Annotated in this window: 13 protein-coding genes and 1 pseudogene; 7 read left to right on the forward strand and 7 right to left on the reverse strand. The window is 75.7% G+C overall.

Translation table 11 applies throughout. The annotated features are described in order from the left end of the window. Window positions 1–34: 34 nt before the first annotated feature. From ENKNEFLB_RS12965 to ENKNEFLB_RS12975, 4 genes and pseudogenes are all read right to left on the reverse strand, one after another. Entirely contained in the window at window positions 35–2,860 is a 2,826-nt protein-coding gene (locus ENKNEFLB_RS12965) for an AAA family ATPase (protein WP_420830553.1), read from the reverse strand. Further along, window positions 2,857–3,876, reverse strand: a pseudogene (locus tag ENKNEFLB_RS23200) (adenylate/guanylate cyclase domain-containing protein); the annotation flags it as partial. The pseudogene ENKNEFLB_RS23200 and the gene ENKNEFLB_RS12965, both read right to left, overlap by 4 nt. A 133-nt stretch (window positions 3,877–4,009) precedes the next feature. Next, the gene (locus ENKNEFLB_RS12970; protein WP_214055799.1) at window positions 4,010–4,948 is read right to left on the reverse strand and encodes a Sec-independent protein translocase family protein; all 939 of its coding nucleotides are present in this window, start codon (window positions 4,946–4,948) and stop codon (window positions 4,010–4,012) included. Between the two features lie 212 nt (window positions 4,949–5,160). Beyond that, entirely contained in the window at window positions 5,161–5,826 is a 666-nt protein-coding gene (locus tag ENKNEFLB_RS12975) for a Crp/Fnr family transcriptional regulator (protein ID WP_214055800.1), read from the reverse strand. A 187-nt stretch (window positions 5,827–6,013) separates the two neighbouring features. Between ENKNEFLB_RS12975 and ENKNEFLB_RS12980 the strand changes: the two genes are divergently transcribed. Further along, complete coding sequence (locus tag ENKNEFLB_RS12980; RefSeq protein WP_214055801.1) at window positions 6,014–6,262, forward strand: hypothetical protein; 249 nt, start codon at window positions 6,014–6,016, stop codon at window positions 6,260–6,262. Between the two features lie 139 nt (window positions 6,263–6,401). Beyond that, window positions 6,402–6,890: a hypothetical protein gene (locus ENKNEFLB_RS12985; RefSeq protein ID WP_214055802.1), complete on the forward strand. Its 489-nt coding sequence runs from the start codon at window positions 6,402–6,404 to the stop codon at window positions 6,888–6,890. Between the two features lie 129 nt (window positions 6,891–7,019). On the opposite strand, the gene ENKNEFLB_RS12990 is transcribed toward ENKNEFLB_RS12985, so the two are convergent. Both ENKNEFLB_RS12990 and ENKNEFLB_RS12995 read right to left on the reverse strand, forming a co-directional pair. Further along, window positions 7,020–7,742 carry a type 1 glutamine amidotransferase gene (locus tag ENKNEFLB_RS12990; protein WP_214055803.1) on the reverse strand — a complete coding sequence of 241 codons (723 nt, stop codon included), beginning with the start codon at window positions 7,740–7,742 and terminating at the stop codon, window positions 7,020–7,022. Beyond that, on the reverse strand, window positions 7,739–9,790 hold the full coding sequence (locus ENKNEFLB_RS12995) for an NAD(+) synthase (protein WP_214055804.1): 2,052 nt from the start codon (window positions 9,788–9,790) through the stop codon (window positions 7,739–7,741). The genes ENKNEFLB_RS12990 and ENKNEFLB_RS12995 overlap by 4 nt, the downstream gene beginning before the upstream one ends. A gap of 70 nt (window positions 9,791–9,860) precedes the next feature. Here ENKNEFLB_RS12995 and ENKNEFLB_RS13000 point away from each other — a divergent pair, with 70 nt between their 5' ends. From ENKNEFLB_RS13000 to ENKNEFLB_RS13010, 3 genes are read left to right on the forward strand one after another with little or no spacing between them, the layout of a single operon-like run. Beyond that, complete coding sequence (locus tag ENKNEFLB_RS13000) at window positions 9,861–10,334, forward strand: VOC family protein (RefSeq protein ID WP_214055805.1); 474 nt, start codon at window positions 9,861–9,863, stop codon at window positions 10,332–10,334. 43 nt (window positions 10,335–10,377) lie between these two features. Next, a complete protein-coding gene (locus ENKNEFLB_RS13005) occupies window positions 10,378–10,908 on the forward strand; it encodes a molybdopterin-binding protein (RefSeq protein ID WP_214055806.1) in 531 nt (176 codons plus the stop codon). Then, entirely contained in the window at window positions 10,890–11,672 is a 783-nt protein-coding gene (locus tag ENKNEFLB_RS13010) for a nicotinamide-nucleotide amidohydrolase family protein (RefSeq protein ID WP_214055807.1), read from the forward strand. Before ENKNEFLB_RS13005 ends, ENKNEFLB_RS13010 begins: the two co-directional genes overlap by 19 nt. Before the next feature lie 19 nt (window positions 11,673–11,691). On the opposite strand, the gene fdhA is transcribed toward ENKNEFLB_RS13010, so the two are convergent. Further along, window positions 11,692–12,903: a formaldehyde dehydrogenase, glutathione-independent gene (gene fdhA / locus ENKNEFLB_RS13015; protein ID WP_214055808.1), complete on the reverse strand. Its 1,212-nt coding sequence runs from the start codon at window positions 12,901–12,903 to the stop codon at window positions 11,692–11,694. Window positions 12,904–13,048: 145 nt separating this feature from the next. Here fdhA and panB point away from each other — a divergent pair, with 145 nt between their 5' ends. Then, window positions 13,049–13,930, forward strand: a complete 882-nt coding sequence (gene panB, locus ENKNEFLB_RS13020) for a 3-methyl-2-oxobutanoate hydroxymethyltransferase (RefSeq protein WP_214055809.1) — start codon at window positions 13,049–13,051, stop codon at window positions 13,928–13,930. 54 nt (window positions 13,931–13,984) lie between these two features. Next, window positions 13,985–15,226, forward strand: coding sequence for a PQQ-dependent sugar dehydrogenase (locus ENKNEFLB_RS13025; RefSeq protein WP_214055810.1), 1,242 nt, complete (start codon window positions 13,985–13,987; stop codon window positions 15,224–15,226). Window positions 15,227–15,240 lie beyond the last annotated feature (14 nt).

The raw sequence follows: 15,240 nt of genomic DNA on the forward strand, positions 1-15,240 counted from the left end.
CTTCGCTCGCTCCTCGACCACCGGGGCGGTCGGCTCAGGGCGCCGCGGCCTCGGCGACGGCGGCCTCGACGTCGGCGAACGCCTGCTCGAGGTCGCGGCGCGTGTGGCGGCCCCGGGGGATGCCCACCGGGGGCGGCAGGCGGTCGGGGGCGGGCGGCGCCGGCTCCCGGAGCAGCCGGAACCAGGAGCGGACGACCGCGGACGGCTCGGTGGCGTACGCCTCCTGAACCGACCGCACCGCCTCGGCCCGGGTCGCGGGCGTACGAGACAGCCGCCAGCGCTCGACTGCGACCTCGGCGCTCTCGCGCTCGTCGGCAGCCGCACCGCGGACGAGCCGGTCGAGTCCGTCGAGGACCAGCTGCCGGTTCGGGGCCCCGGAACGAGCCGGGTCGCGCGCGTCGGCCAGCAGCCGCGCGAGAGTCGTCCGGCGGCGGACGTCGGCGGGGTTGCGCCCCGGATCGGCGCCGTCGGCCTCCCGCGCCGCGTGCCGGGCGGCGTCGTACCGGCCCGACCGCGCGAGCACGACCGCGAGCTCGGCCCACTCGGCAGCGGCTTCGAGCCACCGCCCCAGCCGCAGGTCGACCTCGACGAGGCGGCGCCACAGGCCGGCATCGGCGGCGAGCGACGGCGTGGCGCCCAGCCACGTCTGGAGAGCGTCGGCGGCCTCCGACAGGTCACCCAGCTCGAGGCTGCGCTGCACCGACGCCGACGCGCACGCGGTGGCGTAGGGGTCGCCGAGAGCCACGCGCAGCTGGCCCTCGTTGTTGAGGCTGAACGGGAGGTGGCGCCGGTAGCCGATCGTGTCGGCGCTCCCCCGCGCCTGCGTCATCAGCTCCACGCACTCCTGGTGCCTGCCCTGCAGGTACTCGCACCCGGCGAGGTCGCTCAGCACGTGCACCTGCCGGACCACGTCGCGCGCCGTGGTGGCCGCGACCAGCGCGGCCCGGTAGCGCTCGGCCGCGGCCCCCGGCTGCCCGGACAGCACCAGGGCCACGGCGAGCGCCGCCGAGGCGCTCGCCCGGGCGGCGGGGTCCGCGCCGTCCTCGGCCCGGGCGGTGAGCGCACGGCCGGCCACCAGCGCGGCCTCCAGGTCGCCCTGGTGGCATCGCGCCAGCACGAGCAGCTCGCCGGCCCGCTGGTAGCGCGCCTCGTCGGTGCCGTCGACCAGCCGCATCAGCTCGGCTGCGACCTGCTCCGTACGGTGCAGCTGCCCGCACGCGTACGAGGCCTCGGCGAGCACGAGGAGCCGCCGCCCGACCGGGCCACGGTCACCCGTCCCCGGGGCCACCGCGCCGGCCCCGGCACCCGCCGCACCCTTGTCGTCGACGGGGAGGTCGAACCGCTCCAGGACCTCGTTCGCCCGGCCGGCCACCAGGAGCACCTCCAGCACCTCCAGCTCGACCCGGTCGAGCGCGGGGCCGTGCACCAGCGGCCTGAGCCGCTCGAGCCACCGGAGCGCGCCGGTCGGGTCCCAGCCGTCTCGTGCGGCGCGCGCGGCGAGCGGGTACCACCGCCTGCCCAGCACCGGGTCGGCCAGCGGCTCGACGTGCTCGGCGACCTCGACCGGGTCCGCGTCCGCGGCGACGAGCCGGTCCACCAACGCACGATGCAGACGCTCGCGCTCGGCATGGCTCGTCGCGTCGTGGACCACGCGCCGCACCAGGTCGTGACCGATCCGGTACGTCTCGTCGGGGCCGTCGGCGCTGGTCACCAGCCGGTCGGCGCTCAGCCGGGTCGCCAGGAGGCGTACGTCCGCCACGTCACGAGCCGCGGGGAGGAGGTCGGCCAGCAGCCGCAGACCGCAGGGACGCCCTGCCACGGCGAGGACCGTCAGCAGCTCGTGAGCGTGCACCGGCAACCGGTCGACCTGGGACGCGACGACTCCCGCGACCGGGCCGGCGAGCACCACGGACGCGGGCGGCGGCTCCCCCGGCCGCCACCGGCCGAGCAGCGCGTGCACGGACGCCTGGGCGACCAGGGGGTTGCCCCCGGCGTGCGGGACCACGATCCCGGCCAGCCAGGCCGGCGGCGTGCCCCCGCCGGCCCGGCGCCACGCCTCCTCCGCCAGCAGGCCGGTCTCGTCGGGGTCGAGCGGGGCGAGGGTGACCACGTCGGTCGGTGCCGCCGAGGGGACCGGGCCCTCCTCCGAGCCCCACGTGACCACGAGCGCCGCCGCGCACCGGCCCGCCGAGGCACCCAGCTCGTGCAGGAGCCCGACCGACACCTCGTCGAGCCGGTCGGCGTGCTCCACGACCACGACCACGGGGCGGCGTCGGGAGCGGCGGACCAGCACACGGCCGACGGCGGTCTGCGCCAGCTCCGGCGCCAGCTGCCCGGCCTCGGGGTCGAGGGGCCGGGGTGTCGCGCCGGCGCCCAGCCCGAGGACGGGCCCGAGGACCGCGGCGTGGTCCGGCAGGTCGGGCAGCGCGCGGGCGAGCGCCTCGATCCAGACCGACCGCGCCGACCCGCCACGGATGCCCAGCAACCCGCCCAGGAGGTCCCGCCAGACGCCGGCAGCACGTCCCCGCGGATGGTCCGCCACATCCACGTGCACCGGGACGAAGCCGCGCGTCCGGGCGCGGTCGAGGGCCTCCCGGGCGACCCGGGACGTCCCGATGCCGGCCGGGCCCTGCAGCGTGAGCACGCCTCCCCGTCCCCCGCGGCACCGTCCAGCAGCTGCTCGACGCGCGCGACCTCCGACCGCCGCCCCACCAGGAGCGGCAGCGGCTCCGCCGCGGGGTGGGACCGGGCACGTCGCCGACCCGCGACCGGGTGGACCAGCACCGGGGCGTCGCAGCCCTTGACCGCGAGCCGCCGGGGCCGCCCCTGGGCCCGCAGGCGTGGCGCCGCCACCTCCCAGGTCCGGTCGTCGGCCAGGATCCGCCCGGCCTCGGCGTGCTGGGCCAGTCGAGCGGCGACGTTGACGACGAGGCCGGTGTGCGTCGGGAACACCCGGGTGGTGGAGCCGAGGACCGCGGCGAACACCGGACCCGTGGCGATCCCGACGGCGACCTGGGGCTCGTGGCGCCGCAGCTCGACCATCGCGTGCGCCGCGCGGGCCGGGTCGTCCGAGTGCGCGACCGGTGCTCCCAGCACGACCATGGCCAGCACCCCCTTGTCGCCGCCCGAGACCTGGACGACCTCGCCACCGCTGGCGAGGACGAGGTCGACGAGCGTGGCCACGCGGTCGAGGAACGGACGCAGCCCGCCGGGGTCGACGGGTGGGTACCGGACGAACGCCACGGTGACCGTCCGGTGGCTGCCCTCCAGCGCCCGCCCCCGGTGCAGCCGCTCGAGCAGGGCCGCCGGGAGCAGGGCGTCGACGGCCGGACGCGTCCCCGACGGCCGGGCCCCGGTCAGCCGGGTCCCGGTCAGCCTCGGACCCACCCGGGTCGGCCCGGTCGCTGCGGCCCCGGACCGCCACGGACCAGCGGAGCCGTCGACCGCGACCGACCCGGTCGCTGCGGCCTCCTGGGCGGCGTGGGCCAGGTCCAGCCCCGGCCCCACGTGCACCGGGAGCAGCCGACCGCCCGACCGCGCGACGGCGGTGGCCACCGCGCCGCGCGCCACCCCCAGGCGTACCTGGAGGCTGAGCGAGCCCCCGGGTACGGCGACGGCCTCGGTCGCGGCGGTGAGCTGCTGGACCCGCTGGGCTGCGTCCAGCGCGGCCCGCACCGTGGTCCGGGGCGGCCCGTCGAACAGGATCGACAGGCTGTCGCCGCCGAAGGCGACCACGTCGCCGCCGGCCTCGACGACGAGGTCGGTGACGCCCTCGAAGTAGCCGCGCAGGACCTGGCTGAGCCGTTCGGTGCCGTGGCTGCCCCAGACCGACAGACGCTCGGTCAGCGAGGTGAACCCGGCCAGGTCCACGGCCATCGTGGTCGTGTCCTGCACCAGGGTGGTGCCCTCGACGAAGAGGTCGTGGGCGAAGCACCGCGCCGGTGCCAGCGCTGTCACGTCCACGCCTGCTCCTCGCCGCCTCTCGACCGGCGGTGCCGGACCCCCCGGGTCAGCCCGAGCACCCCGCGGTGACGATCGGGCTCCGCGCCGAGATGCGCTCGCGGTCACCGGCACGACCGGTGACCACGACGCCGCGGTCGACGCACTGGATGTCGGTGTCGCCCTGGGCGAAGAGGTAGACCCGGTCCGCGCGCCCGTCCCGGTCATGATCGCGGGGGGCGCGGACGGCGACCGGGGCGGCCTCACCGAGACGGACCCGCTCGAGCTGCCGGACCTGGAGGCGCGGGCTGCCGAAGATGCGGACCGGCAGCAGGTCCGCCGCCACGTGGGGCTGGACGACGTTCTCGGTCGAGCCCGGCAGCAGGTCGACCCGGGCGCCGCGGACCGGCAGCCCGCAGTCGACCGCGCGGAGCTCGACGAAGATCCCGCCGCCCGACCCCCGCGGGGCGAGCCCGAGCAGGTCACCGGTGCGGACGCCGGTCAGGGCGACCGAGAAGGGCGCCGTGGTGAACACGTAGTTGTCGCTGCGGCCGGGGTCGCCCCCCGCCGGTCTGGGCGTCTCCACGGCGCTCCGGGCGGGGGTCGTCGCGGACCCCGCGAGCCTGGCCGGGTGGGCAACCCCCTCGGCGTCGGTGAAGACCACACCGCCGGTGTCCTGGTCCAGGGACGCGGAGTCGAAGCCGTCGAACCCGGCCGGGGCCTCCCAGACCTGGTACCTCACCGGGGAGAACGCGTCGGGCGGCACCGGCACCGTCGCGGGGTCCTGGCCGCCCCCGACGTCGACGAAGGTGGCCCACCCGGCGACCGCACGCAGCCGCCCCCGGCACGTGTCCGCGCGGGTGGCGCCGTCCGGCGCGACGACGACCTCGCCCACGGCCGAGTCGTGGAAGCTCCACCGGGCCTCGGCGGGCGGGACCGGGACGGCTGCGGCGACAGCGGCGAGTGCGGTGGAGGCGACGCCGGCGGCGACGGTTCTGCGGAGCTTCATGGCTCTTCTCCCGGGGGTCGGGCACGGGGACCACCCCTCGGGACGACGGTAGGCCGCTCGGGAGGGGAGGTCAACGCACCTCGGTGGCGGGCGTGCGGACCGGGACGGACCGGTCGGCACGCCCCGGTGCTCCGACGCTGCCACCGGGGTCTCCCACGCTCTGTCGCCCGGCCGACACCCCGGACGTCGGCCTGCCGACAGCACGTCGCGTCCTAGTCGTCGAGGCCCGCCCGGCGGGCCAGCACCGCACGGTCGAGCACGGCCAGCTGGCCCCGTCCCCGCGAGACCGCACCCTGGTCGGCCAGCCTCCCCAGGACCTCGTTGACGGTCGCCCGCGACCCACCGGCGAGCTCGGCGATCTCGCGCTGCGCGAGGGGGATGCGTACCGGCCCGCCGGCGCCGTCGTCGTAGACCTTCGCCAGGTCCAGGAGCCGCCGCGCCACCCGGCGGTCCACGCCGACGTACAGCGCCTCCAGCAGCCGGTGGCTGAGCCGGTCGACGTGCTCGGCCAGCAGCTGGGTGAGCATCCGGTCCACCGACGGGTCGGCACGGCGGAGCGCGTCGAAGCTCGTGTACGGCAGTGCCCGCGTCTCGGTCGCCTCGAGGGCCACGGCGGTCGCGGTCCGGGTGCGGTGGGTGACGAGCAGCCCGAGCTCGCCGAAGACCCGGCCCGGCCCCATCACGTCCAGCATGCACAGGTCGCCGGCTGCGGTGGTGACCCGGACGGCCACGGCGCCGCTGCTGACCTGGTGGAGGGAGTCGGCGGCGTCTCCCTCGTGGAACAGCACCTCGCCGCGGGCGAACGTACGCCGGCGGCTGGCCTGGGCGAGGCCCTGTCGCTGGGCCTCGGGGAGCCCGTCGAACAGCGGCCAGTCCACCTCGTCAGTCAACCACCGCTCGGGCTGCCGTCAAGGGCCGCGCGGCACGGCCGTCGCGGTGTCGGGCACCCGACGTCCGTGCTGTCGGCGGGCGGACACCGCCGGCGTCCGCGCGGTCGCAGCATCGACGTAGCGCCCCACCACCACCCGGCGCCACCCGATCCGGACACGAACGGAGCTGAGACAGATGGACACCCTGACCCGCGACCTCCCCCCGCTGGTGCGCCGGCACCTGCGCACCGAGCTGCTCCGCCTCGCCCGGGCCGAGGAGGACGCCGCCGCCGAGGTCGCGGCCACGGTCCGCTACTGGGAGACCTGCCCCGCGACCGTCTCGGGCCACCGCGAGTGCGCCGCCGTCCTCCGGGTCGCGGCCGACGCCGTCGGCACCGGCCCATCTTCCCCGGCCGCGACCGGACCGGGTCCGGGCCGTGCGTAGCGGACCTGCCGGACAGGGCCGCGACCCTCCGCCGACCCGGCCCCAACCCGACCCCCAGCGACACCCCGCACGACCCGCACCACCACCCGCACCACCCGTTCCGCCGCACCCGCGGCGACCACACCAACAGGAGAACGCCATGAACCGCACCACCTTCCGTGCCCTGACCGCTCCGGTCCTCGCCGCCGGCCTGCTGACCGGGCTGGCCACGGTGCCGGCCCACGCCGCCGAGCCGCGCAACGACCTGTTCAGCCGGGCCGACAACCTCACCCCCGAGCGCTGCAACGCCGTCCAGGAGGGCGACAACTTCGAGGCCACCGGACAGACCGGCGAGCCGACCCACTTCGGCGCCGCGTCGCTGCCGGTGCAGTCGGCCTGGTCGAAGTGGGAGGCCCCGAGGAGCCGGACCGTCGTGATGAACACCAACGGCAGCGACTTCGACACCATCCTCGCGGTCTACCGCGGCAACCGCCTGCAGCAGCTGAGCCCCGTCGCGGTGGACGACGACGGCGGCAACGGCAACAACAGCCGGGTCAGCTTCGACGCCTCGCGGGGCGTCACGTACCGGATCGCTGTGGAGTCCTACGGGGCCGCGCAGGGCAACTACGTGCTGAAGGTCATCTGCTGACCTGTCCCGCACGACCGCCGTGACACCACGGCACCCCGTCCCGCAGCCGGGCCGCCCCGCGGTCCGGCTGCGGGCACGTCCGGGTCCCCCGGCGAATCAGCGGCGAATCAGCGGCGAACCGGCGACGGTTCAGCGACGGTCGCCTGCGAGCCGGACCAGCGCCGCCGCGAGCGGCCGCCAGGAGGCGTGCAGCTCGTCGCGGGCGGCAGCGATCCCGGCCAGGGCCTCGTCGACCGGACCGTCCCCGTGGACCGCGCGGGAGAAGGGCGCCCAGGAGGCGACGACCTCCTCGTCGACCTCCGGGTGCGGCTGCACCCCCCACACCGACGGGGCCAGGCGTACGGCCTGCACCTCGCCGCCCGGCGCGCGGGCCAGCACCCGGGCGCCGTCGGGCACCTCGGTGACGACGTCGCTGTTCCAGTGCACGGCGAGGGCGGCGTCGGCGACCGCGCCGAGCAGCGGGTCGGCGGAGGCGTCCTCGGCCCACCCGACGTCGAGCACCCCCATCTGCTGGCCGCGCGGGTTGCGGACCACCGCGCCGCCGAGCGCGACCGTGCACAGCTGGTGGCCCAGGCAGATGCCCAGCGTCGGGACGCCGTCGGCCGCCGCCCGGGCGATCAGCTCCTTGGTCGGCACGATCCACGGGACGTCGTCGTCGGTGGCGCCCATCTCGCCGCCGAGCACGAGCAGCGCGTCGTGGTCGGCCAGGTCCACCGGCAGCGCCTGGCCCAGGTAGGGCCGTCGTACGTCGAGCTCGGCGCCGGCGTCGACCAGCCACCGCCCGACCCAGGCCGCGGGGGCGTCGTCCTCGTGCTCGACGACCAGCACCCGCACGGCCGCACCGGCGCTCACCGCTCGTCCCCGGAGGGCACGCGCGCCTCGATCTCGGCCAGCCAGGCGGCCGGGCCGACGTCGGAGGGCATCCGCCAGTCCCCGCGCGGCGACATGGTGCCGCCGGCGCTCACCTTGGGCCCGTTCGGCAGCGCCGAGCGCTTGAACTGGCTGGCGAAGAACCGCCGGCAGAACACCTGGAGCCAGGCCCGCACCGTCGCGAGGTCGTAGGCCGTGCGCCGTTCCTCGGGGAAGCCCGGGGGCCACTCCCCCGCGGTCTCGTCGTGCCAGGCGTGCCAGGCCAGGAAGGCGATCTTGCTGGGCCGGTAGCCGCGCCGCAGCACGTGGTAGAGCGTGAAGTCCTGGAGCGCGTACGGCCCGACCGTGGCCTCGGTCGACTGGGGCTGCTCGCCCTCGGCGTGCGGCACCAGCTCGGGGGTGATCTCCTGCGACAGCACCTCGCGCAGCACCGCCCCGGTCTCGTCGTCGAACTGCGACGAGTCCGCCACCCAGCGGATCAGGTGCTGGATCAGCGTCTTGGGGACGCCTGCGTTGACGTTGTAGTGCGACATCTGGTCGCCCACGCCGTAGGTGCACCAGCCCAGCGCCAGCTCCGACAGGTCACCGGTGCCCACCACGATCCCGCCGCGGTGGTTGGCCAGCCGGAACAGGTAGTCGTAGCGCAGCCCGGCCTGGACGTTCTCGAAGGTCACGTCGTAGACCGGCTCGCCCCCGGCGAACGGGTGGTCGAGGTCGGACAGCATCTGCCGCGCGGCGGGCACGATGTCGAGCTCCTCGAAGTGCACGCCCAGCGACGTGGCGAGGCGGGTCGCGTACGACTTGCTGGTCCCGCCCGTGGCGAACCCCGGCATCGTGATCGCGTGGATGTCGGTGCGCGGGCGACCGAGGCGGTCCATCGCGCGGGCGGCGACGATCAGCGCGTGCGTGGAGTCGAGGCCGCCGCTGACGCCGATCACGACCTTCGGCTGCCCGATCGCCCGCAGCCGCTGCTCCAGGCCGGCGACCTGGATGCTGTAGGCCTCGAAGCAGTCCAGCGCGAGCCGCTCCGCGTCGTCGGGCACGAACGGGAAGCGGTGGACCGTGCGTCGCAGGCCGACGTCGCCGGTCGGCGGCCCCAGCTCGAAGGGCACCGTGCGCAGGCCGGCCACGCGCTCGGCGTGGGTGCGCCGGTTGTCGTCGAAGGTGCCCTGGCGCAGCCGCTCCTGGCGCAGCCGGTCGAGGTCGACGTCGGCCACGCTGCGCCGCGGGCCCTCGGGGAACCGCTCGGACTCCGCCAGCAGGTCGCCGACCTCGTAGACCATGGTCTGGCCGTCCCACGACAGGTCGGTCGTCGACTCGCCCTGGCCGGCGGCGGCGAAGACGTACGCCGCGGCGCACCGGTGGCTGGCGCCGCGCACCAGCAACCGGCGGTCCTCGGCGCGGGCCACCGTGATCGGGCTGCCCGACAGGTTCGCGAGCACGGTCGCCCCGGCCAGCGCGGCCTCGGCCGACGGCGGCACCGGCACCCACATGTCCTCGCACACCTCGACGTGCAGGACCAGGCCGGTCACGTCCGTGGCGGCGAAGAGCAGGTCGGGCCCGAGCGGGACGTCCTGACCGGCCAGGCGGGTCGTCGCCCCGCGGCGGTCGTCGGCCGGGGCGAACCAGCGGCGCTCGTAGAACTCGCGGTAGGTCGGCAGGTAGGACTTCGCCGCCACCCCCAGCACCCGTCCGCGATGGATCACCACGGCGGCGTTGAGCAGCCGGTGGCCGTCGCGCAGCGGCGCTCCGACGACCAGGACGGGCAGCAGGTCGCGGCTGGCCTCGACCAGGTCGTCGACCGCGTCGGTGACGGCCTCCAGCAGCGTGTCCTGGAGGAAGAGGTCGTCGACGGAGTAGCCGGTCAGGCACAGCTCGGGGAAGACGGCGACGGCGACGCCCTCGGCGTCGCACTCCCGCGCCTGCGCGAGCACCCGTCGGGCGTTCTCCGCGGGGTCGGCCAGCGCCACCGGCAACGTGCAGGCCGCGACCCGGGCGAAGCCGTGGGCGTAGGCGGAGAAGAAGTCCACGCGCTCACTCTAGGGACCGGTACGGGTCGTGCGCCGATGAGTCCGGCGGCCCCGCACGGTCGGTCCTGCCATGACGCGCATCGACACGCCCCTGAGCACCTGCCTGTGGTTCGACGACCGGCTCGAGGAGGCCGTCGCCCACTACACGTCGATCTTCCCGCGGTCCTCGGCCGGGGCGATGGCCCGCAACCCCGACGGCACCGTGCTCGGCGCCGAGTGGGTGCTCGACGGGATGCCGTTCCGCGGCATCAACGGCGGGCCGGTGCACGCGCACTTCAGCGAGGCCGTCTCGGTATCGGTGCAGTGCGCGGACCAGGCCGAGGTCGACCGCTACTGGGACGCCCTGGTCGACGGCGGGGAGGAGTCGCGGTGTGGCTGGCTCACGGACCGGTTCGGGCTGTCGTGGCAGATCGTCCCGCAGCGGCTCTACGACCTCCTCGGCGACCCGGACCCCGCCCGCGCGCAGGCCGCCCTGCGGGCGATGCTCACGATGTCGCGGATCGTGGTCGCCGACCTCGAGGCGGCGGCCGACGCCGCGGGCTGACCGACCACACGGGGGTGTCGGCCGCCCGGCCTACGATCGCGGCATGGTCGTGCGTGCGGGAGTGGTCGTCACCGGAACCGAGGTCCTCACCGGGCGGGTGGCCGACGCCAACGGTCCCTGGTTGGCGGAGCGGCTCCGGCTCCTCGGCGTCGACGTCGGCCGGATCGTGGTCGTCGGCGACCGTCGTGAGGACCTCGCCGGCGCGATCCGGTTCCTGGCCGCCGACCACGCGCTGGTCATCACCACCGGCGGGCTCGGTCCCACCGCCGACGACCTGACCGCCGAGGTCGTGGCCGAGGTCCAGGGCCGCAGCGCCCACCTCGACGCCGCGCTGGAGGAGCAGATCACCGAGGTCGTCGCCTCCCTGCACGCCCAGCGCGGCTGGGGCGAGCCCGGCCGGGCCGCCGCGGTCGGGGTGCGCAAGCAGGCGATGGTCCCCGAGGGCGCCCACGTCCTCGCCCCGGTCGGCACCGCCCCCGGGCTCGTGGTCCCGCCCGCGACCGGCGACGGCCCCCGGTCGTGGTGCTGCCCGGTCCCCCGGGCGAGCTGCGCCCCATGTGGGACGACGCGGTGACCGACGACCTGGTGCGGGCCGCGCTGGCCGGTGCCGCCGAGCTGCGCCAGGCCACCGTACGGCTGTGGGGACCGCCCGAGGCCGAGCTCGCCGAGGTGCTGCGCGCCCACGAGGACGGCCCGAGCGCCGACGGCTTCGCCGACCTCGAGGTCACCACCTGCCTGCGCGACGGCGAGCTGGAGGTGGTCACCAGGTACGCGCCCACGGCGCAGCCGGCCTACGACGCCCTGCTCGCGGCGCTGCACGCCCACTTCGGCGCCCAGGTCTTCTCCGACGACGACCGCACCGTCGACGAGGTGGTGGCCGACCTGCTGCGCGGGCGCGGGGCCACCGTCGCCACCGCCGAGTCCTGCACCGCGGGCCTGCTGGCCGGTCGGCTCGCGGACCGGGCGGGCTCCTCGGCCTACCTGCAGGGCGGGTTCGTGACCTACGCGAACGAGGTCAAGACCTCCCAGCTGGGCGTCGAGGAGGCCCTGCTCCAGCGCGTCGGCGCGGTCAGCGAGGAGGTCGCGGTCGCGATGGCGCGGGGGGCGCGGGAGCGGCTGGGCACCACGTACGGGATCAGCGTGACCGGTGTCGCCGGGCCCGACGGCGGCACCGCGGAGAAGCCGGTCGGTCTGGTCCACGTCTGCGTCAGCGGACCCGACGGGGACGAGCCCCGCGAGCTGCGGCTCGGGGGGTCCCGGGCGCACGTACGGGCCCGCACCGTCGTCAGCTGCCTGCACCTGCTGCGCGAGCTGCTGACGACGGCCGGACCCGTCTGAGCGTCCCTCGGGGGACCTGTCAGGCGACCATGCCGTGCGGGTCGATGACGTACTTCGTCGCGGCACCCGCGTCGAACTCCTGGTAGCCGCGGGGGGCGTCCTCGAGACCGATCGTCTTGGCGTTGACCGCCTTGGCGATGTCGGCCTTGCCGGCCAGGATCATGTTCATCAGCTGCCGGTTGTACTGCTTGACCGGGCACTGGCCGGTGGTGAAGGCGTGCGACTTGGCCCAGCCGAGCCCGAGCTTGACCCCGATCTGCCCCTCCTTGGCGGCGTCGTCGACGGCCCCCGGGTCGCCGGTGACGTAGAGGCCCGGGATGCCGAGCGAGGCACCGGCCCGCGAGACGGTCATGATGTCGTTGAGCACCGTGGCCGGGGCCTCGGCCGCGCCCTCGCCGTGGCCGCGGGCCTCGAAGCCCACCGCGTCGACCGCGGCGTCCACCTCGGGCTCGCCGAGCAGCTCGGCGATCTTGTCGGCCAGGCTGCCGTCCGTCGAGAGGTCGACGGTCTCGCAGCCGAACGTCTCGGCCTGGCGCAGGCGGTCGCCGATCATGTCGCCGACGATCACCCGGGACGCACCGAGAAGCTGCGCCGAGAAGGCCGCGGCCAGGCCGACCGGGCCGGCGCCGGCGACGTAGACCGTCGAGCCCGTGGTGACCCCGGCGGTGTAGGCGCCGTGGTAGCCGGTCGGGAAGATGTCGGAGAGCATCGTGAGGTCCAGGATCTTCTCCAGCGCGGCGTCCCGGTCGGGGAACTTCAGCAGGTTGAAGTCGGCGAACGGGATCATCACGTACTGCGCCTGGCCGCCGAGCCAGCCGCCCATGTCGACGTAGCCGTAGGCGGCGCCGGCGCGGGCCGGGTTGACGTTCAGGCAGATGCCCGTCTTGCCCTCGTTGCACATCCGGCAGCGCCCGCAGGCGATGTTGAAGGGCACCGAGCAGATGTCGCCCTCCTTGACGAAGAGCACGTCGTCGCCGACCTCGATCACCTCGCCGGTGATCTCGTGACCCAGGGTCTGGCCGATCGGGGCGGTGGTGCGGCCGCGGACCATGTGCTGGTCGCTGCCGCAGATGTTGGTGGTGACGAGCTTGAGGATCACCGCGTGCGGGGCGGCCTGCTTGACGCCCATCGCGTCCGCCACCTCCTTCGGGATCTCCAGCTTCGGGTAGTCGACGGTCTCGATGCTGACCTCGCCGGGGCCCTGATAGGTGACGATGCGGTTTCCGGACATGGTGGTCCTCCCTCTGCCCCGCGCACGGGGCCTGACGTGACGTACCTGGCGCCCCACCGTCCCACGCCGCGTGGTCCACGTCACACCCCAGATGGCCTACGTCCCACCTGGTGGCGCGGGGCCCGCCGCGCACTAGCCTGGGACGGTGACGACCAGCCCCCAGGAGACTCCCCCGTACGCCTCCGGCGCGCCCGCCGACGCACCTCACGACGGGCCCGCGCAGCCGGCCCGGCCGCGCCGGGTCCGGACCGCGCACCTGCGGGAGATGAAGGAGCGCGGCGAGCGGTTCTCGATGCTGACCGCCTACGACCAGTACGCCGCCGAGATCTTCGACGAGGCCGGCGTCGAGGTGCTCCTGGTCGGGGACAGCGCCAGCAACAACGTGCTCGGCCACGACACCTCGCTGCCGATCACGGTCGAGGAGCTGCTGCCCCTGACCGCCGCGGTCGCCCGATCGGCACGCCGCGCACTCGTGGTCGGCGACCTGCCGTTCGGGTCCTACCAGGCCTCGCCGGAGCAGGCGTACCTGACGGCGGCCCGTTTCATGAAGGAGGGCCGCGCCCAGGCCGTGAAGCTCGAGGGCGGCGTCGAGATGGTCGGGCAGATCGAGCGCCTCTCGCGCGGGGGCGTCCCGGTGATGGCCCACATCGGCTTCACCCCGCAGTCCGAGCACGCCCTCGGCGGCTACCGCGTCCAGGGCCGCGGCGACGCCGCGGAGCGGGTGCTGGCCGACGCCCGCGCGGTCGAGGCGGCCGGGGCGTTCGCGGTCGTGATGGAGATGGTGCCCGGCGACACCGCCGCCCGGGTCACCGCAGAGCTGACGATCCCCACGATCGGGATCGGCGCGGGCGCCGGCTGCGACGGCCAGGTGCTGGTCTGGCAGGACGCCTTCGGGCTGCGCACCGGGCGGCTCCCCCGCTTCGTCAAGCAGTACGCCGACGTGCGATCGGTGCTCCTCGAGGGTGCCCGCGCCTACGCCGACGAGGTCCGTACCGGCGCGTTCCCCGGGCCCGAGCACACGTTCTGAGACCAGGCCGGTCATTCCCTCCCGGGCGTCGGTCGCCGGGGTTAGCGTGAGCCCATGCGCACCCCCGTCGTCGCCTCGCTCGTCGCCTCGTCCCTGCTCGCGCTGACCGCCGCGCTGCTCCCGGCGACGGGAGCCGGCGCCGAGCCGGCGGTGCCGGTGGGCAGCGGGGCCTCGGCGGTCGGGCCGACGGCGCCGATGACGGCGTACCCGTCCCCGGTGACCGCCCGCGCGCCGCGCCCGTTCCCGGCCCTGCAGGTGACCACGCTCGCCGACGGGCTCGACCACGCCTGGGACGTCCAGGAGCTCCCTGGGGGCGGGCTGCTCGTCAGCGAGCGGGACCGGGCCCGGCTCAGCATCGTCGACGACGGGGGCACCCGCACCCTCGACTTCCCCTCCGACCGGGTGTGGGTCTCGGGAGAGACGGGCCTGATGGGCCTGGCCGTCGACCCGGGCTTCGAGGACAACCGCCGCTTCTACACCTGCCAGGGCAGCAACGCCGCCGGGGACCGGCACGACGTCCGGGTCGTGGCGTGGCGGCTTGGCCAGGACGGCACCACGGTCGGCGGGGCCGACGTGCTGCTGAAGGGCATCCAGGCCACGAGCGGCCGCCACGGCGGCTGCCGACTGCTGGTCACCGACCGAGGCGCCCTCCTGGTCGGCACCGGCGACGCCGCGGTCGGCGCCAACCCGCAGGACCGGACCTCCCTCAACGGCAAGGTGCTGCGGCTGGACCCGCGGACCGGCCGCCCGTCGGCGGCCAACCCGTGGGCCGGCTCGGAGAACCGCAAGAAGCGCTACGTGCTCACCTACGGCCACCGCAACGTGCAGGGCCTCGCCCAGCGGGCCGACGGCTCGCTGTGGTCGGTGGAGCACGGCTCCTACCGCGACGACGAGGTCAACCTGCTGCGCCGCGGCGCCAACTACGGCTGGGACCCGCGCCCCGGCTACGACGAGTCCGTGCCGATGACCGACTTCTCGCTGCCGGGCAAGCAGCGCGCCGCACGCTGGCGCTCGGGCAACCCGACCATCGCCCCGTCGGGGGCGACCTTCATCCGCGGCGCTGCATGGGGCCGCTACCGCGGACGCCTGGCCGTCGCCGTGCTCGGCGGGACGCGGATGATGTTCCAGGCCTACGACGGCAAGGGGCGGCTCACGGACGTACGGGTGCCCCCGGTGCTGCGCGAGCAGGGCCGGCTGCGCTCGGTCACCCAGCTGGCCGACGGCGCGCTGGTCGTCACCACCGACAACGGCGGGGGCGCCGACCGCGTCCTGCGGGTGGAGCCGGTGCGGGGCTGACCACCCCTCACCCC

Source organism: Nocardioides aquaticus (assembly GCF_018459925.1).
Classification (GTDB): Bacteria; Actinomycetota; Actinomycetes; order Propionibacteriales; family Nocardioidaceae; genus Nocardioides; species Nocardioides aquaticus.